This window comes from Streptomyces sp. NPDC002328, from assembly GCF_042890065.1.
Lineage (GTDB): Bacteria > Actinomycetota > Actinomycetes > Streptomycetales > Streptomycetaceae > Streptomyces.
This window is the reverse complement of the sequence record NZ_JBIARQ010000008.1, coordinates 35,862-60,854: the sequence shown is the minus strand read 5'-3', so window position 1 is coordinate 60,854 and position 24,993 is coordinate 35,862. Positions and strand designations below refer to the sequence as shown.

Here is a 24,993-nt window from a genome sequence, read left to right as displayed (position 1 = left end):
AAGGTCGGTCGACTCATGTCCTCCACCCCCTCGAAACCGTCCATGTCCCGGCGCACCCTGCTGCGTTCCGTCGCCGTCGGCGGAGCCGCGCTCGCCGCCCCCGGGGCGCTCACCGCGTGCTCCAGCGGCAGCGGCGGCAGCGATGTCTCCAACTCCGGCAAGAAGCTGGCCCCTTGGCCGGCCTACCGGGCGGTCGCCGGGCCGAAGCCGGACCTCGCCCCCACCGCCGACGGCGTCCAGGCCGGCTACACCGCCTATCCCGCGGACCTGATCACGTCGGTGGCGCGCACCCCGGGCGACGGCTCCACGGTCAAGGTCCTGTCGGTCACCTTCGGCGTTCCCCCGAAGGGGCGTGCCCAGAACCGGTATTGGAAGGCCGTGGAGCAGGCCCTCGGCGTCTCCGTCGACTTCACCGTCGTCTCGCAGGCCGACTACCAGAAGAAGATGGCCACGGTGATGGCGGGCGACCCCGACTCCCTGCCCGACATCATCAACATCTTCACCGGCGTCGCCCTGCCCCGCGAGGCGCAGTTCGTGCAGAAGCGCGCCGAGGACCTCACCCCGTTCCTGTCCGGCGAGGCCGTCACGGCCTACCCCAATCTGGCCGGCATCCCCACCCACGCCTGGCGCGACATGGGCCGCATCGCCGGGCGCGTCTACGGCATCCCCCTCGAACGCCCGCTGCCCGGCTCGACGTTGTACGTCAACGAGGACCTCTTCGCCGGCGCGGGGATGCGCGAGGGATGGACTTCGCAGGATTTCGCCGCGGTCGTTCGGAAGGGCACGAGCGGCAAGCGGTACGCGCTCGGAGCCGCCACCGGCTCCCTCTTCGGCAACGCCGTGCACGCCGCCGCCCACCGGGCCCCGAACGCCTGGGCGGTGGAGGACGACGGCACCTTCCGCGCGCACTTCACCGATGAGCGCTACAAGGCGGCCGTCGCCTTCCAGGCGCAGCTGCGCAAGAACGGCTCGTACCATCCGGACGCCACCTCGCTGTCCTCACCGGACCTGACCACGCTGTTCCTGAACGGGACGGTCGGCTCCATGCAGCAGGGCTTCGGCGCCTACACGTCGCTCTATCCGGACTCCGAGGGCCTCATGTCCCCCGCGCCCGCCCTGCCGTACGGCGTCGGCGGGCAGCCCGGCGGCATCGTCGCGGCCCGCCGATCCTTCGGCTACACGATCCTGAAGAAGGCCAAGAAGGAGCGCGTCGAACTGCTGCTGCGGGTGCTGGACCATCTGGCCGCGCCTTTCGGGTCGAAGGAATGGGAACTGCTCCACCACGGCGTCGAGGGAACCCACTTCACCCGCGCCCAGGACGGCTCCCCCGCGTCCAACGAACTCGGCGACGTCGAGAACATCACCAACCTGCCGTTCCGGTACCTCGCCGAAGGCCCCCAAGTACTCTTCGTGCCGGGCCGGCCCGACGCCGTACGGGCCCTGCACGCCTGGCAGCAGAAGGTGGTGCCGCACGCCGTCCGCAACGCCTCCTACGGATTGCAGTCCGGCACCTACACCAGCCAGGGCACGACTTTGAAGGCCCTGATGGACGACACGGTCACCGCCGTCATCGCAGGTCGCGCCCCCATGTCCGACTACGACGCCGCCGTGAAGACCTGGCGCTCCCGCGGCGGCGACAAAATGGCCGAGGAATACGCCAAGGAGCACGCCGCCAACTCGTGACGCCACCGGACACGGCGGACACCGGGCGCGGTGAACACCGGGCGCGTGGCGGACGCCGGACGGCGGTACGGGAACACGGCGGCAGGGACGAGGAGCGTCATGACGGCAAAGGGACGGGTCACGATCCGGGAGGTGGCCGAGCGGGCAGGGGTGTCCGTCGCCACGGTCTCCCGCGTGCTGAGCGGCAACTACCCGGTACCGCCCGCCACTCGGGCGCGAGTTCTGCGCGCCGCCCACGCCCTGGACTACGTCGCCAATGCCCACGCCCGTGCCCTGGTCGGCGGCGGCCGCAAGATGGTGGCCGTCGTCCTGCGCCAGGTCACCAGCCCCTTCTACGCGCAGGTCGCCGAGGGCGTCGAGGCGGAGGCGGCCGAACGCGGCTGGCTGTGCGTGGTCGGCGCCACCGGCGGCGATCCGGCGCGGGAGCTGGAGTTCGTGCAGCTGATGCGGGAGGAGGGCGCCCGGCTGGTCATCCTGGTCGGCGGTGTCGTCGAGGACAACGCGTACCGTGAGCGCGTCGCCCACTACGCCCAGGCCCTCGACGCCGACGGAGCACGACTCGTGCTGTGCGGCCGGCCCGCTCCCGAGCCCCGACTCCCGGCGCTCGTGGTCGAGTTCGACAACGAGGCGGGCGCCCGCGCCGTCACCGGCCATCTGCTCTCGGCCGGTCACCGCCGGATCGTCTTCCTGGGCGGCCTGCCCGGCAACACCGCCCTGGACGCCCGGGTCGCCGGATACCGGGCAGCGCTGGCCGACCACGGACTGCCGCCCGAGGCCGCACGGGTCGTCGACTGCGGCCTCGGCCGCGCCGCCGGGCATCGAGCCATGACGGAACTCCTGTCACAGACGCGGGAGTTCACCGCCGTCGTGGCCGGTGACGACATGGTCGCCGCCGGCGTCATCCGCGCCGTCGCCGAGGCCGGCCTGACCGTCCCGGGCGATGTCTCCGTCGTCGGCTACAACGACATCCCGCTCGCCGAGGACTTCAACCCCCCGCTGACCACCGTCCGCACCCCCTCCGAGGAACTCGGCCGCGCCGCCGTGCGCCTGGCCCTGCGCGATCCCGAACACGCTGCCGGGGCATACCACTTGCTCGGCACCCACATCGTCGTACGCGACAGCGTGGCGGCTCCCCGACCGGAGCGCGCCCACCGACCGAAGTGAGGACCCACTCCGTATGTCCGCGCCGCACCTCCCTGCCGACGCCGGCCACCCGCGACCCGCCACCCGCCTCGCCTCCACCACACAACTCCCCCCGGCCGACCGGCGACTGTCGCCGTACACCGGCTACACGCGCGCCCACTGGGAAGCGGCCGCGGACCGTCTGCTCACCGCCCTCCTCCCGTACGCCACCCCCCACTTGGCCCAGTACCGATTGGCGGGGCGCACCGGCTACTCCGGCGAGTGGTCCGACGGGGTGGAGGGGTACGCCCGCTCGTTCCTGCTCGCCGCGTTCCGCATCGCCGGCGCCGGCGGCGTCGACGCACCCGGCAGCACGGTCGTCGGCGATCTGATCGAGCGCTATGCCACCGGCCTCGCCGCCGGTACGGACCCCGGCCACCCCGAGCACTGGCCGCCGGTCACCGACCGCGGCCAGCCCATGGTCGAGGCGGCCTCCGTCGCCGTCGCCATGCACGAGACGCGCCCCTGGATCTGGGACCGGCTGCCCGACACCGTGCGGCAGAACGTGGCGGCATGGCTGGGCGGGTTCATCGGGGCCGACGTCAACGACTCCAACTGGCGGCTGTTCCAGGTCGTCGCCGAGGAGTTCCTCGCCTCCGTCGACGCGCCCCACAGCCGTACGGAAATCGAAGCGGGACTGGCCCGTCTGGACGACTGGTACCGGGGCGGCGGCTGGTACACGGACGGCGACGGCCGCAAGTTCGACTACTACAACGCCTGGGCGCTGCACCTCTACCCGGTGCTGTGGGCGAGAATCGCCGGAGCCAGGGCAGATCCGTCCGTGGTGGCGAGCCACCGCGCCCGCCTACGTACGTTCCTGACGACTCATCAGCACTTTTTCGGTTCCGACGGCGCGCCCGTCCACCAAGGCCGTTCGCTCACCTACCGCTACGCCACCGCCGCGCCGCTGTGGGCGGGCGTCCTCGCCGACGCCACCCCGCTGCCGCCCGGCCGCACCCGCCGCCTGGCCTCGGGCGCCCTCAAACACTTCACCGACCATGAAGTCCCTGACCAACGTGGCCTGTTGAGCCTCGGCTGGTACCGGCCCTACCTCCCGGTGACCCAGCCGTACTCGGGTCCGGCCTCGCCCTACTGGGCGAGCAAGGCGTTCCTCGGCCTGCTCCTGCCGTCCGACCATCCGGTGTGGACGGCGCGGGAGGAGCCCGGCCCGGTCGACACGGCGGACCGGTACACGGCGCTGCCCGCTCCGGGGTGGCTGCTGCACTCCACGGCCGCCGACGGGATCGTACGGCTGGTCAACCACGGCAGCGACCGGCTGCCGCCACCGCCCGCCACCTCCCAGGACAGCCCTCACTACACCCGGTTCGCCTACTCCAGCGCCACCGCGCCCGAAACGCCGCCCGCCGAGGGCGAGTTCGGACCCGACAACCACATCGCCCTGCTCGACGGTCCGTCGACCGCCTCGCGCCGAGGCCGCATCCACCCGCTGTACACCGCGGACCGTCTCGCCGCGTCATGGCACAGGCCGCTCGGTCCGGACGGCGAGGAGCACTCGCGCATCGACACGGCCAGCGTGGTGCACGGCCCCTGGGAGGTGCGCGTGCACCGGATCGAGGCCCCGGCCGGCGTCACCGTGCGGGAAGGCGGCTGGGCGGTGGCCTGCGACAGCGCTCCGCCGATGGGGGAGACCGGCCCGGGTTGGGCGCTGGCCCGCCGACGCGACGGCCTGACGACAGCCATCGTGTCCCTGCTCGGCCGGCAGGACGCCCCCGCTCCCGCCACTCCGTGCCACGGCGACGTCGCCCACGCCCGCGACCACAACGCGTACGGCCTGCACTCGGCCACTCCCCTGCTGACCTCGCCCCACCCCGGCGGTACGCATCTGCTGGCGACGCTCGTCGTCCTCACGGCCGACCCGGCGGTCCACGGCAACCTGCACGCGCTGCGGGCGGGCACCCGTGCCGTCCTGACGCCCGAGGGCGCCGTCGAGATCACCTTCCCGGACGGGACGACGGGGCGGGTTCCCGCGCTGGGCGGGCGGGGTGTGGAGCAGCACTGAGACGGCGGGCTTAGTCAGGGAACTGCCCCGGATGCACACGGGGCAGTGAGCACCGGATCCCCCTGCTATGGTGCGCCGATGTCATCGATCAAGCAGTTCCAAGTCACCTTCGACTGCGCGGAACCTGAGCGCGTCGCCCGCTTCTGGTGCGAGGTGTTGGGGTACGTCGTTCCGCCGCCGCCGAAGGGATTCGCCACGTGGGACGATTTCGATCGCTCGCTGCCGCCCGAGCAGCAGGGGGCGGCGTTCGCATGCAGTGATCCCTCGGGCGTGGGGCCGCGGCTGTACTTCCAGCGCGTCCCCGAAGGCAAGGTGGTCAAGAATCGGGTGCATCTCGACGTGCGCGTCGGCACCGGGCTCGTGGGTGAGGAGCGCCTGGCCACGCTCGAGGCCGAGTGCGCACGCCTGGTCGCGCTCGGCGCGGTGCAAGTGCGCGTGCTGCTCGCCGATGAGCACAACGAGTCGTGCATCGTGATGCAGGATGTCGAGGGCAACGATTTCTGCCTCGACTGAGCGACCTCCGAGACGCCGAAGCCTCCCCCCGGAGAGCAGCCGGTCAGGCGAGGCGTAGCCGGTCACCGGGTGCCGGAACGAGAGGCGGGACGTAGCCGTCGCCGTCCTTGGGATCGTCAGGCGGATGCAAGCCGCCGCGCAACTGGTCGGGCAGCAGGACGACGCCGGCGGTGGCGGACAGATCCATCTCGGATCCGGCACCGATCCAGGAGTCCCCCTCCTCGACCCATGGGTCACCGGGTGTGTCGTGGACGATGATGCTGGAGCACAGCAGCACGATCTTCGCGGAGTCCACGGCGCACACCGCGAGTTCGACCATCGTGTCCGGCAGCGGCTCGGTCTTGGTCGAGCGATAGCCGAAGTTGATCGCGTCCCCTCTCCCGGGGACCTGCGGGTGCGGACGCATCTCCCATTGCGTGACCTTGACGGTCAGGGGATACGTCACGTCCCCACGAATCACCGTGACTTCAACGGCTGCCGGACCGGGTTCCCTCGCCTGTAGGCCTTCGGAGCAACCAGCGAGAAGGGCGGTCGCACAGAGAACCGCCGACACCGCTTCGACGCGACGACGCCCATTCCGCTGCTGCTTCCTCAAGTCCCCGCGCTTCCCTTCTCGCTTGTGCACCGCACCGTCGGCTGGGCGAGGGTAACTACCGTGCCGATGACGGAGGTTACCCGGTAAGGTGGTGATCTTCGGTTGGCGGGAGCCACCGGAGTCCCCCTGAGGCTGTGCCGACAACGATGAACCTCGACGACACTCCCGCGCGGCCCCGACTCGACCGTGCTCTGGACTGCTTGGACGTCACCTTTCACGGAATGACCGCCCGCAGCGACGCGAGCCAGTGCGAGTGCCACTGGGGCAGCGCGGAAGAGCTTGCGCAACTGAAGGTCCCCGACGTGGTGCTGCACCCGGATCTGCTGCGTCGCAACTGGGAGGCCCCCGACTGGAGGGACCACGGCGCGGTGCTGCGCCGTATCCTGCCCCAGTTCGCCAGGGCGCTGGTCAACGGCCTCGTGGAGCCCCTGTTCGGCATGCACGAGGTCGGGCATTCGTTCGCTCGCGGCCATTGGCGGCAGTGGCCGGTGCAACAGAGCGCGGCAGTGTGGGAGTTCCTGCATGCCTGGTGGGCCCACACCCTCTCCTCATCGGATCCCGCCGTCCCCGTCGTTGAGGTCCTCGCGCTGTGCGCCGAGGCATCCGCCACGCTCACCCCGTGGCTCAACACGTGGGAGACACTCGACCACCGCGTCGCCGACCGGCACTTGGCCGAGGCGGTCGCGCACTGGGAGTACGACCTGTTGGGTGATGAACTCCCCTGGAACGCTTGGGACAACGGGGATGCGGTGCGCACCGAACTCACGGCCTGGCTGGTCCGGCACGCCCCGGCGCGACTCCAAGCCCTGGACGCTCCCGAGGAACTGCTGCACCGCATACGCCTCCTCGACCTCACCGGCCCCACCCGCTGGGAGGACCCACACTGGCCCAACCACCGCTATTAGCGGCAGTTCTTATGGCGTGATCGCTCGCTGAACGGTGTCGGACGGATGCCTTTGAGGTTCCGTTGGTGGTGGTGCCGGCGAGCAGGGATACCCGGGGGCTCAGCATCCTGAGCCTGATTCCGGTCACGAGCGCACGTACCCCGTTGCGGGCAGGTCCCCTGCCCGAAACCGGTGTTACTCAGACCGCTCGGGGGAATAGCTGCTCGACTGCGGTCACCACCGCGGCACGGCGGGCGGCGGTGGTGGGGTCCACGGCGTGTGCGGCGGCGGCCTTGCTGAGTTCGGGTTGCGACGCCCAGGTCATGGCGATCTGGTTGACCAGGGCGAGGACGTCGGCCGGGTCCCAGGCGGGGTCGAGCTGTCCAGCCTGCTGCACCTGGCGGAGCTGGTCGATCTTGCGGGCGATCACTGCCTGGTCGGGATCGTCGGCACCGGCTGTGGTGCCCTGCAGTTCGAGGCGGCCCCAGGTGATCAGGCGGTGGTGGTCTGGACGGGCGACGAAGTAGTCGAACAGGCGGCCCGCGTAGCCAGGGAGGTCGGACGGGTCCATCTGGGTGGCCTCGGCGATGACGACATACTCCCGTGCAGCAACAGCGGCATAAAGCGCGTCTTTGCTGCGGAAGTAGGCGTAGACGCGTTCTTTGCTGGTTTTGGCGAGCTTGGCGATGCGATCCACGCGGGCGCCGGCGATGCCGTGGCCGGCGAACTCCTCCATGGCAGCGGCAAGGATGCGCTCGCGCGTGGTGTCGCCGCCGGCGGTGGGCGCTGCGGTCTGGCCGGAGTCGCGGGACTGGGACATAGGCCCAGGATAGAGCACCGAACCGTTCGGTTTGGCAGTCGGGGTGGTCGGCGCGTACAGTCAAACGGAACAGTTCGGTTTGGCCTCTGTGGGTGAAACCGACGAAATACCGAGGGAGTGAACTCATGCAGCACCGCAATCTGGGCTCTCAGGGTCTGCGCGTTTCGGCGCTCGGCCTGGGGACCATGGGCATGTCCATGGCCTACGGCGCCTCGAACGACGACGAGAGCATCGCAACCATCCGCCGCGCCCACGAACTCGGCATCGACTTCTTCGACACCGCCGAGCTGTACGGCGCCGGTACCGGCAGTAACGAAATCCTCCTGGGCAAGGCAGTCCGCGACTTCCGCGACGAGGTGGTCCTCGCCACCAAGTTCGGCTTCGACATGACGACCCAGCCGCTGGGCTCCGGCTTCAACAGCCGCCCCGAGAACATCCGCAAGGTCGCCGAGAACAGCCTGCGCTACCTGCAGAGCGACCACATCGACCTCTTCTACCAGCACATCTCCGACCCCACCATTCCGGTCGAGGAGGTCGCGGGCGTGGTCGGCGATCTGATCACCGAAGGCAAGGTGAAGTACTTCGGCCTGAGCAACGTCGGCCCCCAGTACATCCGACGCGCCCACGCCGTCACCCCGCTCTCGGTGCTTCAGTACGAGTACTCGCTCTTCGAGCGGGAGGTGGAGGAGGAGATCCTTCCCGTCCTGCGGGAGCTCGGCATCGGCTTGGTGCCCTACTCCCCGCTCGGCCGCGGCTTCCTGACCGGGGCGGTCAAGCCCGCGAGTGAATACCCCGCGGACGACATGCGCAGCTGGGACGAGCGCTGGCAGGGCGAGAACTATACTTACAACCTCCGCGCCACCGAACAGCTCAAGGAACTCGCCGCGGCCAAGGGCATCACCACCGCCCAACTCACGCTGGCCTGGCTCCTCGCCCAAGGTCAGGACATCGTGCCCATCCCTGGCACCCGCAGTGCCAAGCGTCTCGAGGAGAACGTCGGCGCGGACAGCGTCCAGCTAACCGACGCCGACATGGCCCACATCACCGAGATCCTCCCCCACGGCTCGGCGGGCAGCCGATACCCGGCCGCGCTACTGTCCAGCTTCACCACCGACTGATCCCGCCGACGCCACAACGCCTCTCCACCGTTTATATGGTGAGGCGCCGGTGGCAGATGAGAGCGGCGGCTATGCCGACGAAGGCAAGGAAGTGCTCGGGCTTGCGTTCATAGCGGCGGTGTAGGCGACGGCATCCGCCAAGCCAGGAAACCGTACGTTCAACGACCCATCGATGACGGCCGAGCCGCTGCGAGGGCTCGATGCCCTTGCGGGCGATGCGGTGGGGTATGCCGCGGCTGCGGAGCCATCGTCGCAGGTGCTTGCAGTCGTAGCCTTTGTCCGCATGCAGTTTCGCCGGGAGTCTGAGCCGAGGTCCGCGGCGGGAGCGAATGGGCGGGATGCCGCGCACAAGCGGTTCCAGGGCCTGGCTGTCCATGATCCAGTGTCCGCGGGCCCACGCTGAGATCTCGGCCGGATCGGCCTGGTGGGCGGCGAGATCGGTGACCGCGTAGACGGTCTCGGTCTGCCACTTCCCAGCCCCGGTGCGGCGGCGCTTGCGGTGGATGCGGACCACCTGGCGGGCGTGCGGGAACAGCAGTCCGTCGACGCCGCAGACTTTGACCTCGCGGACATCCTCCCTGCCGTGCCCGCAGTCCCTGGAGCGGTGCAGGACGGCCACGTCCTTCCAGGGAATTCGCCTCAACTGGCCTGCGATCTGGGCTGGTTGTTCTTGATCGACAGCAGGTAGTGGGCGTGGCGTTGTTCGACGAGGTAGCGGGCGTGGTCCTTCTGTGCGTGCAGGGCGTCCACGGTGACCACGGCGTCGGCCAGGCCGGTGTCGTCGATCTGGTCGAGGAGCGGCGTGAATTCGGGAATTTCGTTGGTCTTCGCTCCGATCTCACGCAGGGCCGCGGTCAGGGTGTCGTCGTGACGCACGGAGGTCAGTACGAACACGCGGCTGCCGTCGGCGCGTACTGCGCCGCGCAGACACTTTCCATCCACCGCGAACGCCCGTCGCGACGGCCGAACGTCGCCTTGTTGCGGTGCGGCGGTCCGATGCGCACGCCGTTGTTCCCGCTCACGGACACCGTCCGGTGCCGTGGCGCAGGGGGATGAGGGCGTCAAGGCCGTCAGGCGGGCGAAGCCGGCCTGGGTGAGCGCGGCGGCGTCCACCTTGCCGAAAACGTCCCGCAAGGTCCGCTCGCCGGGAGCTGTGAAGCGGCCGGTGAACGGATCGTAGGGACAGCCGAGGCGCGCAAGTACCGCTTGGTCGCGGCGTCTTGCCCACTCGGCGATCGCGGTCAGTGAGCTGTGCCCCGCGCTGGTCCATCGCACACACGCCCACCGCGAGTAGCGTCGCCAGCCGGTATCGCACACCCCGGGGATCACGCGGGTCAGGCACCCGGCTCAGCGCTTCCACCAGCCCCGCAGGCACGAGCGTCCCCGGCGGCGAGGAGGGCAGGGGCGCCGCGTCCGGGGCGATGGGCGTAGGCGATGATGAAACAGCGAGCACGGCAACCTTGCAGATCGTGAAGCGTAGAGAACTCCATGATCACAAGGGGCCGTGCTCGCCTTGCACCCAGGGCTGACACAGCGTCACATACTCAACCGGGCGAACGTGACTCTCCCCGGGGCCTGCAGTTGACCTGCAACAATCGAGGCTAGAAGGCGGCAGCGGCCACTGCCTCGGCTTCCGGCAGCAGGTCCTTGCTCTCCTGGATCACCCTCTCGTACGTGCGCTCGTGGTCCCCGCTTTCGAGAGCGAACCGCAGGAGCGAGCCGGACCAGTTGTCGAAGAGCGAGAACGTGCGGTCCACCACCCGCTTGGCTTCCTCGCGCTGTGCGTCGTCGAGGGACGGCAGGCTTTTCTCTTCCACCTCGGGCGACTTTATGCTGTGCGACGCCTCCGCCATGTAGTGTTTGGTGCCGAAAAACTCACATTCGCGACCGTCCCGCAGGGCGATTCCCCGGCAGTGGGTGAAGATCGTGATGGAGACAGCCTCGATGGACTCGACCATCGCGAAAACGGCGTACGTGGGGGCGCCCGCGGCGAGCGCGGCCAGTTCCAGGCAGAGACGTCGAGAGTGGCTGAAGTCGGCGCTCCACAGGACCCGCGTGGCGTCCGACAGGGGCATGCTGCTGTCGGCCCCCAGCTTCTCCAGGTCGGTCAGCATCCACTGCCAGTGGAAGTCCTCTTCGTACGTGTGCGCGTTCAGAAGGGCCTGCAGCTGATCGGGCCGGGCGTTGCCTTCGTCTTTGCGGAAGACGTACTTGTTCAGGTCGGAGTAGCCCATGATGAAGGGAACCACGCTGGGCCCCCACGCCAGACGCCTTTCTCCGGGGAGCGACTCGTCGGTGAGCAGGCGAGTGAAGAATGCATGGTTCTCGTACGTTTTCCGATGTTCTTCGATGTAGTCGATGACCTTCTGCATGGAAAACTCCGTTCAAGACGTGTCGAAATCTCCGCAGCGACAGGCGGAGAAGACACCATCGCATAGATCTCTTCAACTCATCGGGTCTCACGAAGCGTTGACATGGAGTCTGCTCTTCTTTCCCGTCGGGATTGCCCATCCTTCTGGAGCGCACAGCCGCACCGCGACCGGCCCGTGATCCCCGACAGGTGAGGACGCCGATCAGGTTCAGCACCACCGCACCCCCGCCGTCATGACCGCCCTGCGCGACCCGGCACACGCCACTTCCACCGCGTCGGCTGGGCCAACACCGCCAGCGCCCGACGCGCGCACGGTCAACCCGAGGCCGTCCTGACCCTCAACGCCATCCCGTGATCAAACGGGCGAACGTGACTCTCCCCGGGGCCCTGATCCGGATCAGCTCACGAAACACCTGCCGTTCAGGCGTCAGCCCACCACCCTGCGGATATCTCACACAACCGGCATACCGCGACGATCATGTTCCGTCAGCCCCGAACGACATCACGCCTCAAGCCTCAGTAACTACCCGGCCTTGGGTCAAGGCCCCACCGCCGACATCCGGACATGGCTCGGCAGACACCCCCGCTTCCACGTCCATTTCATCCCCACCGGCTCCTCCTGGATGAACCAGGAGGAGCGGTGGTTCGACCTGATGACCGACAAACTCATCCGCCGCGGCGTCCACACCTCCGTAAAGGCACTGGAGGACGACATCACTGCTTGGATCGACACCTGGAAGGAGAACCCGCGGCCCTTCACCTGGACCAAGACAGCCGACGAGATCCTCAACTCTCTCGCCGACCACCTCACCAAGGTCGGAACGACCAGCCAGAAAACCGAGCAGAACTAACCATCAGGATATCTGGCGCATCACACTAGCAAGCCAAGCGCAAGCGCTCAGCCGCTGCCATCACCTGCTCAGCCGTCGCCCCGGGGTGCCTGACAGCCCAGTCGTAGGCGTACAGGTAGACAGTCTGCCATTCTGTACCCTGAGGCACATTTACTCCGACCGACCGCAGGTCATCCCGCAACTCATTAGCGAGATCGGTACACCCAAGCGCAGCGGATGAGCGCGCAGCGGGAACCGAATCGGTGGCAAGCGCCGGGCCGGCGACACCAAACAGTCCCGCGAAAGCCAGGGCGGCCATAATCGTCGCCTTAGCCGCATTCTTCTGCATGACAACCTCCACTAGTGAACAAACCTGCACGACATCAGTCGATGTTGTACATGAACCGTTCGGGCTCGGTAGGGACTCGATCGTTTGAGAGGATCGAGTTATGGCACGTCCTTCCCAGTAACCGCTTGAGCTGCGCCGTCGTGCAGCTTCCGGGCGACCGCTTTCATCGCGGGCCACTCGGTCTCGTACTCCGGCCGCACCTCGGCGACCATGCGCACCGTCGGCACGACCGAGACGCTGCGCAAGCCGCCGGCCTCGCCACGTTGAAAAAGGTTCACCTGTGACCATCCGATTCAGACACTCAGATAATTACCGATGGGCTGCGAGCCCTTCACATTCGGGTCGCCTCCAGCCGCGAACCCCGTTCGATCTTAGAAAAGCCTGCATGAGACCGCGTTATGGGGCAGCCGCGCATCGCATGCTTCGGCCGCACTCTCGCCTTACAGAAAAGCTGTCTTTCACTCCGGCTGACGCTGGCGTATCACTTCACGGGAACTTTCATTCTGAACAGTTTCTCTGCATTTCGGAACGCAATCTTTTCCTTGTCCTCGCGTGGCAAATCGACTCCGCGGAACCAGTCGGTCTGCTCCTTTATGTCCGCGAACGGGTAGTCGGTCGCGAACATCACTCGATCCACGCTTATGAACTTCAGCAGGAGATCGAGCAGTTCGGTCTGGGGGAATGCGCTGGTTGTGACCCAGAAGTTGTCCTGGAAGTATTGCCCGATGGGCTTCTCGAGAGAGTCTTTGGTTGGCTCGCCCATGTCATTGACGATCCGCTCGTAGTAGAAGGGAAGACCTTCGCCCATGTGGCCGATGATGATTTTCAGTTTGGGGAATCTGTCGAAAACCCCGTACGTGATCATCCGAATGCATTGGGTCAGCACCTCCTGGTGCCAGCCATATCCAGACCCACTGAAAATGTAGTCTTGGTACTCTTCCGTGTATTCAGACCGTGTGGTGCTGTAGTAGATCTTGAAGACCTCGTCAGCTGGATAGCCGGGATGCAGGTAGATCGGCACATCGAGAGCAACGGCACGTGCCAGCACAGGCTCGAAATCGGGATGATCGAGATATTTCTTCGCGATGTGTCCGTTGGTCAGTGCGCCCAGGAAGCCATCTTCCCGAACCGAGCGTTCCAGTTCGTCCGCCGCCGCCTCCGGGCTCTGCAAGGGCAAGGTGGCGAAAGCCTTGAAGCGGCCCGGATATTTGGCGATCGGCCCGTCTACGAGTTGCCGGTTAAGACGATAGGCAAGGTCGATGCCCCTTTGCCCAGGGACATTTTGTACGGAGGGTGTATGAGCAGAGAGAATTTGAACGTTGAGTCCCCCCGCATCCATATCGCCGATGCGGCGTTGGCCTAGATCCGAAAGACCAATTTCCTCAAGGAACGCTATGTGATCCTGATTGATGGAGTTCAGCTTCAACAACGTGGGAGTCGAAAAGGTCTCCTCCGTGCCGATGAAGGGCAGGTCCCGGTCTCGCAATGCAATGTCCGCAGTCTTGTCCGGAGTCTTGTCCGGAGTCTTGTTCCCGTCCGCTGCCGAAACGGCGGCATACGCGGACAAGCCGGCACCAGCGCCAAGTGCCGTGGAAGCGGCTAGAAAGCCGCGACGTCCCCTAGACTTCATGTCGGTCTCTCTTCAGGTGTTTGTGTGGTGTGGTATCCGTACGGCATCCGTCTGCGAGATGCTTCAGTTCGACCCTTCGTCGTTACCAGGCGCGCCCAAGTGTCCACCCACGCCGCGTCCCCCCTTCGACCTCGGCGCCGGCCGCGCCGGTTCCGCCGAAACACTGCCAGCCGAGACCACGGGTCTTCGCGTCCTGCGTGCGCACCACGGCAGCGCCGACCGGCGGCACCACGAGGAACCGCTTGTCGGCGCGCGGCGGCTGTGTTGGAGCTGACGACCCGCCCGCGTGCGCGCTGTGCGGGCCGGCCGCGCCGGGCCCCGCGCTGTTGTCGGCGTGCGACCCGCGGGCGGCGACAGGGAACGCCGTCACCAGCGCCATGGCGCCCACCCAGGATCTCAACCGCCCGGGCGGCGCTTTCCCTGACGGCGTTACATTGACAACCATCAACACCTCCTACACACGAGTTGCCTCGCTCGTCTGACGCCTACTTCCTACTGAGCGAACCTGAGACGACCGTTAAAACACGATCTTTTAGGCGGCGCCCGTCTGCTCACCGACTGGCTGACAAGGCCGGGTTGACCAGCGGGTTCGTCCAAGCATTGGGCCTGAACCGGCAGCGCCGGCCAACGCACGAACCAGGCCGCGTCGCGGTCGACCTGTCGGTGCTCGTGGCTGACGGCGGCGAAGCCATCACCGATCTGGCGGTGTTGCGGCAGCAGGGCGGCCTGTTCGGTCCGGTGGCCTCTGGTCCGACCGCGTGGCGGGTCCTGGATGCGATCGACACCGCAGCCTTGGCCCGGCTGCGGGCGGCGCGCGCCGCCGCCCGTGAACTGGCCTGGGCACAGGTCCTCGAGACCCGGCGCTCGCTGCCCGCCACCATGGTGCTCGGCCAGGCGTTGCCCGGGTTCGTGCTGGACATCGACGCGACAATCGGTTTCCAGGTCGCCGCCGCCGACCTCGACGCCACCGGTGAAGCCCTGGCCGGGGTGCTGCGCCCGGCTAACACCGGCAGCAACACCGCCGCCGACCACATCACCGTCCTGGACCAGGCCCTGCACCAGATTCCCGACGCGCACCGCTACGGCAGCCCGATCCTCATCCGGTCCGACTCGGCCGGTAGCAGCCACGAGTTCTCGCCCACATCCGCAGCCTGCGCGAACACGGCCTGCACACGCAGTTCTCCGTCGGAGTCGCGATCACCGGACCGATCCGGACCGCGATCACCGTCACCGCTGCTGGGTGCCCGCGCTCGACGGCGACGGCAGCCTGCGTGACGGCGCCCAGGTCGTCGAGCTCACCGACCATCTCGACCCCGGCGTGCTGGCCGCGTTCCCGGCCGGCACCCGGCTGATCTGCCGCCGGGAACACCCCCATCCCGGCGCGCAACTGTCACTGTTCGACCAGGTCAACGGCATGCGGCATCAGGTCTTCGCCACTGACACACCCCACGGTGGCGACTCGATCCAGTTCCTTGAAGTGCAGCACCGCTGCCACACCCGCGTCGAGGACCGCATCCGCACCGGCAAGACCACCGGGTTCGGCCGGTTCCCGTCGCGGCAGTTCGCCATCAACCAAGCGTGGCTCGAACTCGCTCTGATCGGCATCGACCTGCTCGCCTGGACAGGCCGGCGTCGATCGTCTGGACGAGCTCGACCACGCCTTCGGGGGCGTCGGTTCCTTCTTCGCCTACCCGAGACCGCCGAGACGGAGGGCATCCCGTATCTCGCTGAGCTTCGCGGTTGTCGCCGGGGTCCACTCCTTCGCTTGTCCGCCATGACGGAGGGCATCCTCGATCTCGCTGAGCTTCGCGGAGGGCAGGACGCCTGCCCGCTCGGTCAGGTCCTCCCGGGCCAGGGTGGTCAGCCATGTGCAAGGGGTGAAGCCCGGACGCGTGAACGCGAACCGCAGCACGCCCTCAAAGGGCAGCCCTTCCGTGGCGCCAACTCGCACTTCGACGCCCAGACCGCTGATGTCGACGCCCGCCGGCGCGACGACCTGCATCGCCCGGATCCCGGACGCGTTGTCTACCGACAGCAGTACGAACGGTCGCCGCTCGTCGAACCCCACCCACCAGACTTCGCCACGTTGCACATGTCCTCCTGACACGGGACGGCAGGCGAACCTGCGCGACCCTGACGCACTGTGGAGACGGGTGCGGCCACCGTTGATCATCGGTGTGTGAAGACAAACGATCACGCGGTGACCGCAGGTCACAGCGTACCCTGCCCGCTTGCAGGAGGCGTTTGAGGGCCTGATGAGCCGGATCACAGGCCGGTTCACGCGGGTCGAACCCCGGCGTCGCGTCCGGCAGTTGGTACTCGGCTTGCTGTCGGGCCCGCCGCGCATGAACTGTTGGGTTCTGGCGGTCGACGAGACCGGCGACGTGAAGAAGGGCGCCGGCACGGGGCGCGCAGCGCCAGTACACCGGCACTGCGGACAGGATCGAGAACGCCCAGGTTGCTTGTCTAGCTGGTCTACGCGGGGCGGCGCGGGCACGCAGCGGTGGACCGGAAACTATACGTTCCGCGCCTGCTCGCACGAAGTCAGCACCGGCGCCGGGAAGTTCCGCGCGGACGCCCTCGCCCATAGGGTGCCCAAGCTGGCCTGGCAGCAGCTGTCCGCAGGGGCCGGAGCCAAGGGGCCACAGCCTCTACGACTGGGCCGTCATCGACCTCGTCGACCCCGGCCCGCAAGTCGCCAGTTGCTCATCCGCCGAAACCGCAGCACCGGCGAACTCGCCTACTACCGCTGCTACTCGCCGCACCGGTGCATCTGACCACCCTGGTGCGCGTTGCTGAATCGAGATGGCGGGTGGAGGAGTTCTTGGTCCGGCTCCGGAGTTGTCGTCCGGGCCCCACCGACAGGCGCCTGCGCCGCGCGAACTCAGGCTGACCTGGTCGGTGTTCGTGCGGCGGCCGTCGTTCCGAGCGGGTCGTGTGACACCTTGTGGCGTTGCATGGCGGTGAGTTGGACGGCGAAGTAGGCGGCGGCGGGCGCGGACAGCATGTGCAGCGTGTCGGCGGCGGCGTACCAGATCAGGCTGTCCTGGAGCTGCGGCAGCGTCTCGGCCTTCTCGTATTCGATTCTGCCGAACACCTTGAACAGGGCCGCGGAGACGAACAGGCCCCACCACAGGTTGAGCGGCCAGGTCCGCAGCCGGTGGTCCTCGCCGTCGCGCGGCACCGGGGTCGAGGCTGCCCACATGTCGAAGGCGACGCGATAGGGCATCCACAGATTCACCACGGGGACGATCCAGCCGCCGACGGCCCAACCAGGGCCGTCACGGAACCGATCGGGCGCCAGTGGGCCGGTGGCGCGGCGCATCCGCGAGAACCAGAGCACGAAGACGATCGCGCAGGGCAGGAACACCATGCCCTGCCAGCGTACGGCCGTATCGCTCAGCGAGGACGCCGCATCGAGTTCCGACTGGGACAGCGTGACCGAACCGGCGTCCCCGTCGATCTCCAGGAAGTGCCTCACACCGGCGTAGACGCTGACCAGGTCGCTGACCGCTGCCAGCGCCAGCCCCGCGAGCATGGCGAACAGGTACCCCCGCGATGGCGCGGGCGAGTTCCCGGGCAACGAGGGCAGCCGAAACGGTGCACGGGATGCGGACATGATGACGAGACCCCCCACGGGCGACGAGCACAGAAGCACTGAGCAAGATCACACAGCCGACGTACGATACGCCGGGCGCAGGGATCCCGTCCATGACAATCAGCGGCTCGGGCCTTGGCCGTGGCACGATGTACGGCATGACGATGTACCGAAAGGTCCATGCCGCGTAGACGGCCAGGACGCATCCGGGCGGGCGCTCCCCGGCACCGGACACCAGAAGCACAGCCAGGCATAGGCGGCTTGTCCTCGGGCGCACGGTCCGAGATCGTCCGTCTCGAACGGACCCGTAACTATCTGCGACCAGGAGATGTCAGCGCTGCCCTGCGCCTGTGCAAGGCGTACGTGCACCGCTCCGAGCGCCGGCTGTGGGACGACTACGAGTGGGGCGACCTGCACTGGTACTGCTGCGGCGATCCCTTCGAAGCCCGGGCCCTCCTCGACACCGTGATGCAGGCCATGTCATCTCGTAACGCCCGCCAGTTCCGGCAGATCGTCAGCCGGTTCGACGCGCAGCTCATCGGCGCAAGCAATCGAGTTCGTCCGCGCGGCGGTGGTCCTTGGGGCGGCCGAGGGAGCGGCGCATGAGGATCAGGTCGTCCAGGGCAGCGAAGTTGATGGCGAAGCCCGCTATGTCGTAGGTGCTCGCCGCTCGGGTCAGGCAGGGGGCGGTGTCCATGTCGCCCCAGGGCAGGGCAGGCGTGCACAGGTCGCCGGCGGTGCCGGTCACCCGGTAGGCCGCCTGAGGGCGGTCCAGGTCGGGCAGGTCCGTGCAGCCCGCGGCGGTCAGGGCGGCTCGCAGGGCTTGGGCCTGCTCCTGGGTACCGTCCCACAGCAGGTCCAGGTCGCCGGTCGGTTCGACCGAGCCGTGCAGGATGCCGGCGACCTGGCCGATGACCACCGCGCGCGAACCGGCCTCGTGCAGCGCCCGCAGGAAGGGGAACGGGTCGAAGCCGAGCGCGCCGTCCGTGGCGAACGTGCCCGCCACGTCATCGGCGTGCTCCGGCCCGCGCCCCGTGGCGGCACGTTCGCGGGTGGCCTCCTCGATGCGTCGGACGGCCTGACGGAGCCTCAGCGCAGCAATCTCGTTCACTCGACTCATTCAAGCGCAAGTGCGGCGAGCAAGCTCACCTGCCGTATCAGCCGGGCCGTGCCGGCAGTTCCTGAACCCATGGCGGCCCACGTTTCACAGTTCGGCGTCGCCCCACTCCTCGACGACCACGTCGTCGCCCACCGACAGCTTTCCCGGCCGTGTCACGGAGAATTTCGTGCCGAACACCACGCCGCCGCTCGTCGCTCGTCGGTAGGCGGCCAGCGTGCGCAGTGGCTCCGGGCCCTGCCGTGCCCCGGCCCGCTGGTCGACGAGGGTGACCGCGCAGCGGGTCGCGAGTTTGGCGTAGCCCAGTTCGGAGCCGCCGATGGTGATGCGGCGGGCGCGGTCCTCGGCGTGCGGTACGGCCGCCCAGTCGCCGTCGCCGTCGGGGCCGTCACCCGGACTGGCGTCGATGACGATGTTCGGACGGAAGCGGTTCATCGGCAGCGGTGGGGCCCCGCGCTCGGCCATCCGCTGGTCGAGGAGGGCGAGGGAGGCGCGGGAGAGCAGGTGTACGGCGCTGCTGTCGGCGTAGCCGGAGGGGCCGGGGGTGAGGCCGTCGGCGATCCGGTCGTGTTCCGGCGGTACGCGGACCAGGCGGCTGGGGACGCCGAGGACCTCCGAGAGCCAGGCTGCGACCTCGTCGCCCTGGTCGATCCCCTGGAAGCCCGCGCCGAACAGGTCGACATCACGGCGCGGAGCGGACGTGATCACGTCGAGGCGGACTGCGCCGAATAAGGCCGCCGTGTCGGCCCCGGCCAGGTCGAGCGTGAGGCGGGTGCCGTCGTTGCTGATGGCGGGCTGGATGAGGGCCAGGCGGGGGTGGCGTCGCTGAGTGCGGTAGACCCCTTCCTCGCTGGTGACCATGAAGCTGCGGTCGTGCGCCAGGCCTGCCGGAGTGAGCAGCGCGTCGCTCGTCGACGTGCCCGCGCAGCCCTTGACGGGGTAGGAGATCAGATCTGTGACGCCGGCCATGTGCGCCCCCTTCGGTGTGGCGATGTCATCGGTCCAGGAGGATCCAACCACCCTTCAGCAGTGGATCCCCCGGAGCCGGGAGGTGCGGCAAGAAATAGCGGGACGCGTCGGGAACCGGAACGTGGCTTGAATCGTTCTCCGAGTTCCAGCACGAATCGGAGGAGTACTGATCTTGTCCGCCACACCGACGGACCCCGGGGGACACAGTCCCCGACCATCCCGCCAAAACTCTCCAGAGCTTGGACATCAGCACGGCACACGGCGGGGTGGTGTTCTATGAGTGCCGTGGAAGCCTGGCTGGGCGTGCTGGCCGTGCTCGTCCTCACCGCCGGCACGGGCTATTTCGTCGCACAGGAGTTCGCCTACGTCTCCGCCGACCGGCTCGCCCTGGCACGTGAGGCCGAGGCCGGGGACCGCAAGGCCGCCCGCGCCCTGAACGTGCTGGGGCGGTTGTCGTTCATGCTGTCCGGCGCGCAGCTGGGCATCACCGTGACCGGACTGGTCGTCGGCTTCATCGCCGAGCCGTCCGTGTCCGCGCTGCTCGAACCGGTGCTGACCGGCTTCGGCGTGCCCGCGGGCGCGGTCGGCGTCGTCTCCGTCGTGCTCGCCTTCGTGGGCGCCACGGTGGTGCAGATGGTGCTGGGCGAGCTGGCTCCGAAGAACCTCGCGATCGCCGTCCCGGAGCGGCTGGCGAAGTCCCTCGCCGGCTCCACCCTGGCGTATCTGAAGGTCGTCGGCCCCCTGGTCCACGTCTTCGACAGCGCCGCCAACCGGCTGCTGCGCAAGGTGGGCATCGAACCGGTCGAGGAGCTGCATCACGGTGCCACGCTGGAGGAGCTGGGCCATCTGATCGGCGAGTCCCACGAGCAGGGCGAGCTGCCCAAGGACACCGCGGAGCTGATCGACCACGCCCTGGGCTTCTCCGAGCGCACCCTGGACGAGGTGATGGTGCCCCGCGCGGACTCCGTCTTCGTCCGCAAGGACGCCGGCGCCGCCGAGGCCGTCGACCTCATCGGCAAGCACGGGCACTCCAACTATCCCGTCCTCGGCGACCACCCCGACGACGTCGCCGGCGTCCTGGGCGTGCGCGAACTCATGCGGCTGCCTGCCGGCCGGCTCACCGGCACCACCGCCGGCGCCCTCGCCCGGCCGCCCCTGCTGCTGCCCGACACCCTCGCGCTGCCGGAAGCGGTCGCGCGGATGCGTGAGCGGAACGACGAGTTCGCCGTGGTCCTGGACGAGCACGGCGGGGTCGCCGGCATCGTCACCTACGAGGACATCGCCGAGGAACTGGTCGGCGACATCGCCGACGAGACCGACACGGTGACCGAACTCGCCGTCGCCGACGCCGACGGCTGGCTCGTGGACGCCGGACGCCGTCTGGACGAGGTCGCCGAGGCCACCGGCATCCGGCTGCCCGAGGAGGAGGACTACACCACCGTGGCCGGCCTGATCGTGGACCGCCTGGGCCGCTTCCCGGCCATCGGCGACCGGCTCACCGTCGAACTGCCCGACGGAGACAGCGCGTTGATCGACGTACGCACCCTGGACCGGCACGTGCCGGAACGGGTCCGGCTGGAGCGGCTGCCCGCGGTGGATCGCGCGCGTGAGGAGGGGCAGGCATGAGCTTCCCGATGGCGCTCTTCGTCACCGTCCTGCTGCTGATCGGCAGCGGGTTCTTCGTCGCCGCCGAATTCGCCCTCGTCGCGGCGAAACGGCACCGCATGGAGAAGGCCGCGGCGCACGGGCAGCGCGGCGCCAAGGCCGCCCTCGCCGGTATGCGCGAACTCTCCCTCATGCTGGCCGGTGCCCAACTCGGCATCACCGTCTGCACCCTGGGGCTCGGATCGGTGTCCAAGCCGGCCATCTCGCACGAACTCGACCCTCTGCTCAACGACTTGGGCCTGCCCAGCGCGGTCAGCTACGGCGTGGCCTTCGTCTTCGCCATGTCCGTGGTGGTGTTCCTGCACATGGTGGTCGGCGAGATGGCCCCGAAGTCCTGGGCCATCGCCCATCCCGAGCGCTCCGCGATGCTGCTGTCGCCGGCCTTCCGGGCCGTGGTGAAGGCCGTGCGACCGCTGATCTCGCTGCTCAACCGGATCAGCAACGCCCTCGTACGCCTGTGCCGGGTCACCCCGCGCGACGAGCTGGCCTCGGTCCACAACCGGGAACAACTCACCCACCTCGTCGAGGAATCGGAGCGCCTCGGCCTGATCAGCGAGACGGACTCGGAGCTGCTGACCCGCTCGCTGACCGAGCCGCAGACCCCGGTGCGCGAACTCCTCATCCCCGCGGGGGACATCACCTCGGTCGACGGCGACGCCTCGATCGACGAGATCCTGCGGGTGGCGGCGGACAGCGACCGCACCCGCCTGCTGGTCCGACACCCGGGCCCTGTCCCCGGCCCTGGCTCCGACTCCGGCTCCGGCTCCGGCTCCGGCTCCGAGCACGGCTCCGCCCTCGGCTCGGTGCACGCCCGTGACGCCCTGGTCGCCCGAGCGCACGGTCGTGCCGCGACGGCCGGCGCACTGGCCCGCCCCGTGCCCGAGCTGGGCGAGGACGCCACCGTCGCCGACGCGATCGACCTGCTGCGCCGTCGCCGCGCCTCCCTGGCGGTCGTCCTCGACGGGTCGGGCCGGATGACGGGCATGGTGAGCCTGGACGACCTGCTGGCCCGGTACCTCCAGTCACCGGCGGCCTGAGCAGGCGTTCACACACCCGCGCAGACTACGCAGGCGACGTAGACGACGGGGCCTCGGCCGCGAGGCCGGGGCCCCGTGCCGGCCAATCCGCCAACGAGGTGTTGCAGAACTTCGACGCCATGGACCTTCAGCGGCGCTTCGACGACAACCTGGGCAAGCTGACCGCCGAGCATCGTCATCGGCGGCGCGGACGGCGACTTCGACAAGACCGAGCAGGCCGTCGTGCGTGAGGCGTGCTTCGCGCTGGGCCTGCCGCCGCATCAGTTCGACCTCTGATCCCGTCCCGGCACGCTCGCGTCGGCCAGTGGGCGGCGGCCCGGCGCGAGCGTGGCCGGCTCTGCGGCGGGGTCCGGGCTGCCGGCCCGCCCAGCCCGGTCCGCTCCAGTCCGGTCAGGTCAGGTCAGGTCAGGTCAGGTCAGGTCAGGTCAGCGGACGTCGGCCGGGTCGAGTCCGGTTCCGATGACGAGAGTCACCGCGTCCGCGGCAGCGGTCGCGTCCGGCACCGCCCGGGCGTCCGGCAGTCGTGAAGCCAGCGCCTCTGCCTGCTGCGTCAACCCCTGGGGGTGAGTGACCGTCGTGGTGCGGGTGGTCTCCGGGGCGTTGCCGGTGCCGACGACCGTAAAGCCGGTCTCCCGCAGCTTCTCCGCGACGGCGGCTGCGCGCCCCGTGACCCCGCTGCCGTTGAGGACCCGCACGCGCACGGCGGACGCGTGGACCGGGTCATTCGCCTCGGCCCGCATCTTCTTCCCCGTCGACCTCCCGGTCGTCGGCCAATGCGGCGAACAGGTCGGCGGCCTGCGGGTATTGCCACACGACGTTGGCCTTGTCGTCCGGCACATCCGCCTCACGCGGATAGTTCGGCACGGTCAGGAACGTCAACTTCTCGCTCGGGATGCCCTGGAGCTCCGCGGCCAGGCCGTAGAGGGGCTTGATGCCGGCCAGACCCCGGTCCGTGGTCAGGGACTCGGTGGCGGACGCCAGGAAGCCGTACATCGCGTCCGGGCTGACCAGCTTCGACCGCGCCTTGGTGGCGAGCGCCTCCATGAACTCCTGCTGGCGGCCGATGCGTCCGATGTCGGAGCCGTCGCCGACGCTGTAGCGGGCGCGCACGTAGCCGAGCGCCTGCTCGTCCTCGACGGTCCGGCAGCCCGCCTCGAGGTCGAGTCGGGCCTTCTCGTCGTGGATGGCCTCCTCGGGGCAGACCTCGATGCCGCCGAGTGCGTCGACCATGCCCTTGAAGCCCTGGAAGTCGACGGACATGAAGTGGTCGACACGCAAGCCGGTGTTGGCCTCGACCGTCCTGACGGTGCAGGCGGCGGCGTCCGCGACCTCCCCGCCGTCGGCGCCGCCGATCGCGAACGCCTCGTTGATCTTGAAGTGGTGCGGGGCGGATGTGCTGCCGTCGCCCTTGTCGCACTCGGGTATCTCCACCCAGGAGTCGCGCGGGAAGGACACCACCGTCGCCCACTGCCGGTTCGCCGGTATGTGCATCAGCATCAGCGTGTCCGACTGCATGGTGGTCAGCCCCTCGCCGTATCCGGCGTTGTCCCCGTCGCGGCTGTCCGAACCGACGACCAGGATGTTCTTCGAACCCGGGCTGAGGTTGGCCGGTCGGTCGCCGCCGAGTTTGCCGTCGATGTCCGCGGCATGGATGTTGCGCCGAGAACCGCGGCCAGAGCTTCGGTCAGGTCCGCAACGCCTTCATCCGGGTCGTCAACCAGGCCGGCGGCACCGAGATCGCCCACTACGACCTGTCCGAGGACGCCTCGACGGAGACGGCCATGGTGTTCGGTGAGCTCTACCGCAACGGCGTCGAGTGGAAGTTCCGCGCTGTCGGACAGGGGTACGCCTCCGGACTCGCCGGTATCGCCGCGGACTTCGGGGTCAACGTCTGATCCGGCCCACCGGCCTGCCCGTCTGATCCGGCCCACCGGCCTGCCCCCCTGCCGGACTTGCCGTCGACCTCCCCGCCCCCTCCCCCCCACCTGTCAGGAGACCACGTGAGCAACGCTGCCGGCCTGCGCCCCGAGGACCGGGCGGACTTCGAGGCCGTGCTGCAACTGGCGCTGTGCACAACGGACATACGCAGCGCGCTGCGGGCGGACCCGACCGGCGAGTTCGCCACCCGCCTGCGTGCACGGGCGCTCGCGGACGCCGACGAGATCGCGACGGCGGCGCAGGGCGCGTACGACGTGTATCTGACCCGCCTCGCCCTGAACACGTCCACCACCAGGGAGACCGAGGATGCTTCGGAGCCGGGCTCGCTGCTCCCCGCCCTGGCAGTCCTCACCCCCCTCGTCTCCGCCTCGTCGGCCGCGGTGCTGCTCGTCCTGGGCTATGTGCTCCAACTGGCCGCCGTACGAGGCACCTTGCCCGGCTCGCTGGTGACCGCCGGCTGGATCCTCGGCCTCGTCGCAGCTCTGAGCGCGCTTGTCGCCCTCGTGGCGGTGGTGGGCGCCGCGGCGTTCGGGCGCGGGGGCTCCGCGCACTCCGCCCGCCTGGAGCAGGCCCGGCAGGACTGGCAACGGGCCCTGCTGGAGCGCGGGTTGTTGCCTTACCTGCGCCGGTGCATCGCTGAGGACTGGGCTCTCAAGAGATAGACCACCCTGAAC

20 protein-coding genes and 6 pseudogenes are annotated in these 24,993 nt (G+C 68.8%); 14 read left to right on the top strand and 12 right to left on the bottom strand.

Annotated elements, in window-relative coordinates:
- The first annotated feature begins 15 nt into the window (after positions 1–15).
- From ACFYX4_RS21435 to ACFYX4_RS21420, 4 genes are all read left to right on the top strand, one after another.
- Complete coding sequence (locus tag ACFYX4_RS21435; protein WP_389335387.1) at positions 16–1,683, top strand: sugar ABC transporter substrate-binding protein; 1,668 nt, start codon at positions 16–18, stop codon at positions 1,681–1,683.
- Positions 1,684–1,782: 99 nt separating this feature from the next.
- A complete protein-coding gene (locus ACFYX4_RS21430; RefSeq protein WP_389335384.1) occupies positions 1,783–2,847 on the top strand; it encodes a LacI family DNA-binding transcriptional regulator in 1,065 nt (354 codons plus the stop codon).
- A 13-nt stretch (positions 2,848–2,860) separates the two neighbouring features.
- On the top strand, positions 2,861–4,885 hold the full coding sequence (locus tag ACFYX4_RS21425; protein WP_389335381.1) for a DUF2264 domain-containing protein: 2,025 nt from the start codon (positions 2,861–2,863) through the stop codon (positions 4,883–4,885).
- A 78-nt stretch (positions 4,886–4,963) separates the two neighbouring features.
- Positions 4,964–5,398 carry a VOC family protein gene (locus ACFYX4_RS21420; protein WP_389335378.1) on the top strand — a complete coding sequence of 145 codons (435 nt, stop codon included), beginning with the start codon at positions 4,964–4,966 and terminating at the stop codon, positions 5,396–5,398.
- Between the two features lie 43 nt (positions 5,399–5,441).
- Here ACFYX4_RS21420 and ACFYX4_RS21415 read toward each other — a convergent pair whose 3' ends face one another.
- Positions 5,442–5,843 (bottom strand): hypothetical protein, encoded by a 402-nt coding sequence (locus ACFYX4_RS21415; RefSeq protein ID WP_389335375.1) that lies wholly within the window; start codon positions 5,841–5,843, stop codon positions 5,442–5,444.
- A gap of 296 nt (positions 5,844–6,139) precedes the next feature.
- Here ACFYX4_RS21415 and ACFYX4_RS21410 point away from each other — a divergent pair, with 296 nt between their 5' ends.
- Positions 6,140–6,898 carry a hypothetical protein gene (locus ACFYX4_RS21410; protein ID WP_389335372.1) on the top strand — a complete coding sequence of 253 codons (759 nt, stop codon included), beginning with the start codon at positions 6,140–6,142 and terminating at the stop codon, positions 6,896–6,898.
- Positions 6,899–7,076: 178 nt separating this feature from the next.
- On the opposite strand, the gene ACFYX4_RS21405 is transcribed toward ACFYX4_RS21410, so the two are convergent.
- Positions 7,077–7,697, bottom strand: a complete 621-nt coding sequence (locus tag ACFYX4_RS21405) for a TetR family transcriptional regulator (RefSeq protein ID WP_193476888.1) — start codon at positions 7,695–7,697, stop codon at positions 7,077–7,079.
- Between the two features lie 125 nt (positions 7,698–7,822).
- On the opposite strand from ACFYX4_RS21405, the gene ACFYX4_RS21400 reads away from it, so the two are divergent.
- Positions 7,823–8,815 carry an aldo/keto reductase gene (locus ACFYX4_RS21400; RefSeq protein ID WP_389335368.1) on the top strand — a complete coding sequence of 331 codons (993 nt, stop codon included), beginning with the start codon at positions 7,823–7,825 and terminating at the stop codon, positions 8,813–8,815.
- A gap of 31 nt (positions 8,816–8,846) precedes the next feature.
- Here ACFYX4_RS21400 and ACFYX4_RS21395 read toward each other — a convergent pair.
- From ACFYX4_RS21395 to ACFYX4_RS21385, 3 genes and pseudogenes are all read right to left on the bottom strand, one after another.
- Positions 8,847–9,188 (bottom strand): annotated as a pseudogene (locus ACFYX4_RS21395) (transposase); the annotation flags it as partial.
- Positions 9,189–9,454: 266 nt separating this feature from the next.
- A complete protein-coding gene (locus ACFYX4_RS21390; RefSeq protein ID WP_389335365.1) occupies positions 9,455–10,090 on the bottom strand; it encodes a transposase in 636 nt (211 codons plus the stop codon).
- A gap of 326 nt (positions 10,091–10,416) precedes the next feature.
- Positions 10,417–11,187: a hypothetical protein gene (locus ACFYX4_RS21385; protein WP_389335362.1), complete on the bottom strand. Its 771-nt coding sequence runs from the start codon at positions 11,185–11,187 to the stop codon at positions 10,417–10,419.
- Positions 11,188–11,719: 532 nt separating this feature from the next.
- On the opposite strand from ACFYX4_RS21385, the gene ACFYX4_RS21380 reads away from it, so the two are divergent.
- Complete coding sequence (locus ACFYX4_RS21380) at positions 11,720–12,037, top strand: hypothetical protein (RefSeq protein ID WP_389335359.1); 318 nt, start codon at positions 11,720–11,722, stop codon at positions 12,035–12,037.
- 809 nt (positions 12,038–12,846) lie between these two features.
- Here the strand turns inward: ACFYX4_RS21380 and ACFYX4_RS21375 are convergent.
- Positions 12,847–13,995, bottom strand: a complete 1,149-nt coding sequence (locus ACFYX4_RS21375) for an amidohydrolase family protein (protein ID WP_389335356.1) — start codon at positions 13,993–13,995, stop codon at positions 12,847–12,849.
- Positions 13,996–14,077: 82 nt separating this feature from the next.
- Complete coding sequence (locus ACFYX4_RS21370; RefSeq protein WP_389335353.1) at positions 14,078–14,374, bottom strand: hypothetical protein; 297 nt, start codon at positions 14,372–14,374, stop codon at positions 14,078–14,080.
- 159 nt (positions 14,375–14,533) lie between these two features.
- Between ACFYX4_RS21370 and ACFYX4_RS21365 the strand changes: the two are divergent.
- Positions 14,534–15,619: pseudogene (locus ACFYX4_RS21365) on the top strand (transposase); the annotation flags it as partial.
- Positions 15,620–15,682: 63 nt separating this feature from the next.
- Here ACFYX4_RS21365 and ACFYX4_RS21360 read toward each other — a convergent pair.
- Entirely contained in the window at positions 15,683–16,087 is a 405-nt protein-coding gene (locus ACFYX4_RS21360; protein ID WP_389335350.1) for a type II toxin-antitoxin system PemK/MazF family toxin, read from the bottom strand.
- Positions 16,088–16,250: 163 nt separating this feature from the next.
- Here ACFYX4_RS21360 and ACFYX4_RS21355 point away from each other — a divergent pair.
- Positions 16,251–16,816: pseudogene (locus tag ACFYX4_RS21355) on the top strand (transposase); the annotation flags it as partial.
- 63 nt (positions 16,817–16,879) lie between these two features.
- Here ACFYX4_RS21355 and ACFYX4_RS21350 read toward each other — a convergent pair.
- From ACFYX4_RS21350 to ACFYX4_RS21340, 3 genes are all read right to left on the bottom strand, one after another.
- Positions 16,880–17,533 carry a DUF4328 domain-containing protein gene (locus ACFYX4_RS21350; RefSeq protein ID WP_389335347.1) on the bottom strand — a complete coding sequence of 218 codons (654 nt, stop codon included), beginning with the start codon at positions 17,531–17,533 and terminating at the stop codon, positions 16,880–16,882.
- 595 nt (positions 17,534–18,128) lie between these two features.
- The gene (locus ACFYX4_RS21345) at positions 18,129–18,713 is read right to left on the bottom strand and encodes a hypothetical protein (protein WP_389335344.1); all 585 of its coding nucleotides are present in this window, start codon (positions 18,711–18,713) and stop codon (positions 18,129–18,131) included.
- A gap of 84 nt (positions 18,714–18,797) precedes the next feature.
- Positions 18,798–19,679 carry an MOSC domain-containing protein gene (locus tag ACFYX4_RS21340; RefSeq protein WP_389335341.1) on the bottom strand — a complete coding sequence of 294 codons (882 nt, stop codon included), beginning with the start codon at positions 19,677–19,679 and terminating at the stop codon, positions 18,798–18,800.
- Between the two features lie 276 nt (positions 19,680–19,955).
- Here ACFYX4_RS21340 and ACFYX4_RS21335 point away from each other — a divergent pair, with 276 nt between their 5' ends.
- The 3 genes and pseudogenes from ACFYX4_RS21335 to ACFYX4_RS21325 all read left to right on the top strand — a co-directional run.
- Positions 19,956–21,305 (top strand): hemolysin family protein, encoded by a 1,350-nt coding sequence (locus ACFYX4_RS21335; RefSeq protein WP_389335338.1) that lies wholly within the window; start codon positions 19,956–19,958, stop codon positions 21,303–21,305.
- Positions 21,302–22,381 carry a hemolysin family protein gene (locus tag ACFYX4_RS21330; protein ID WP_389335335.1) on the top strand — a complete coding sequence of 360 codons (1,080 nt, stop codon included), beginning with the start codon at positions 21,302–21,304 and terminating at the stop codon, positions 22,379–22,381. Before ACFYX4_RS21335 ends, ACFYX4_RS21330 begins: the two co-directional genes overlap by 4 nt.
- A gap of 86 nt (positions 22,382–22,467) precedes the next feature.
- Positions 22,468–22,657 (top strand): annotated as a pseudogene (locus ACFYX4_RS21325) (TerB family tellurite resistance protein); the annotation flags it as partial.
- Positions 22,658–22,806: 149 nt separating this feature from the next.
- On the opposite strand, the pseudogene ACFYX4_RS21320 reads toward ACFYX4_RS21325, so the two are convergent.
- Positions 22,807–24,037: pseudogene (locus ACFYX4_RS21320) on the bottom strand (LCP family protein); the annotation flags it as partial.
- 2 nt (positions 24,038–24,039) lie between these two features.
- On the opposite strand from ACFYX4_RS21320, the pseudogene ACFYX4_RS21315 reads away from it, so the two are divergent.
- Both ACFYX4_RS21315 and ACFYX4_RS21310 read left to right on the top strand, forming a co-directional pair.
- A pseudogene (locus ACFYX4_RS21315) lies at positions 24,040–24,276 on the top strand (TerD family protein); the annotation flags it as partial.
- A 105-nt stretch (positions 24,277–24,381) separates the two neighbouring features.
- Positions 24,382–24,981 carry a hypothetical protein gene (locus tag ACFYX4_RS21310; protein WP_389335332.1) on the top strand — a complete coding sequence of 200 codons (600 nt, stop codon included), beginning with the start codon at positions 24,382–24,384 and terminating at the stop codon, positions 24,979–24,981.
- Positions 24,982–24,993: the final 12 nt, after the last annotated feature.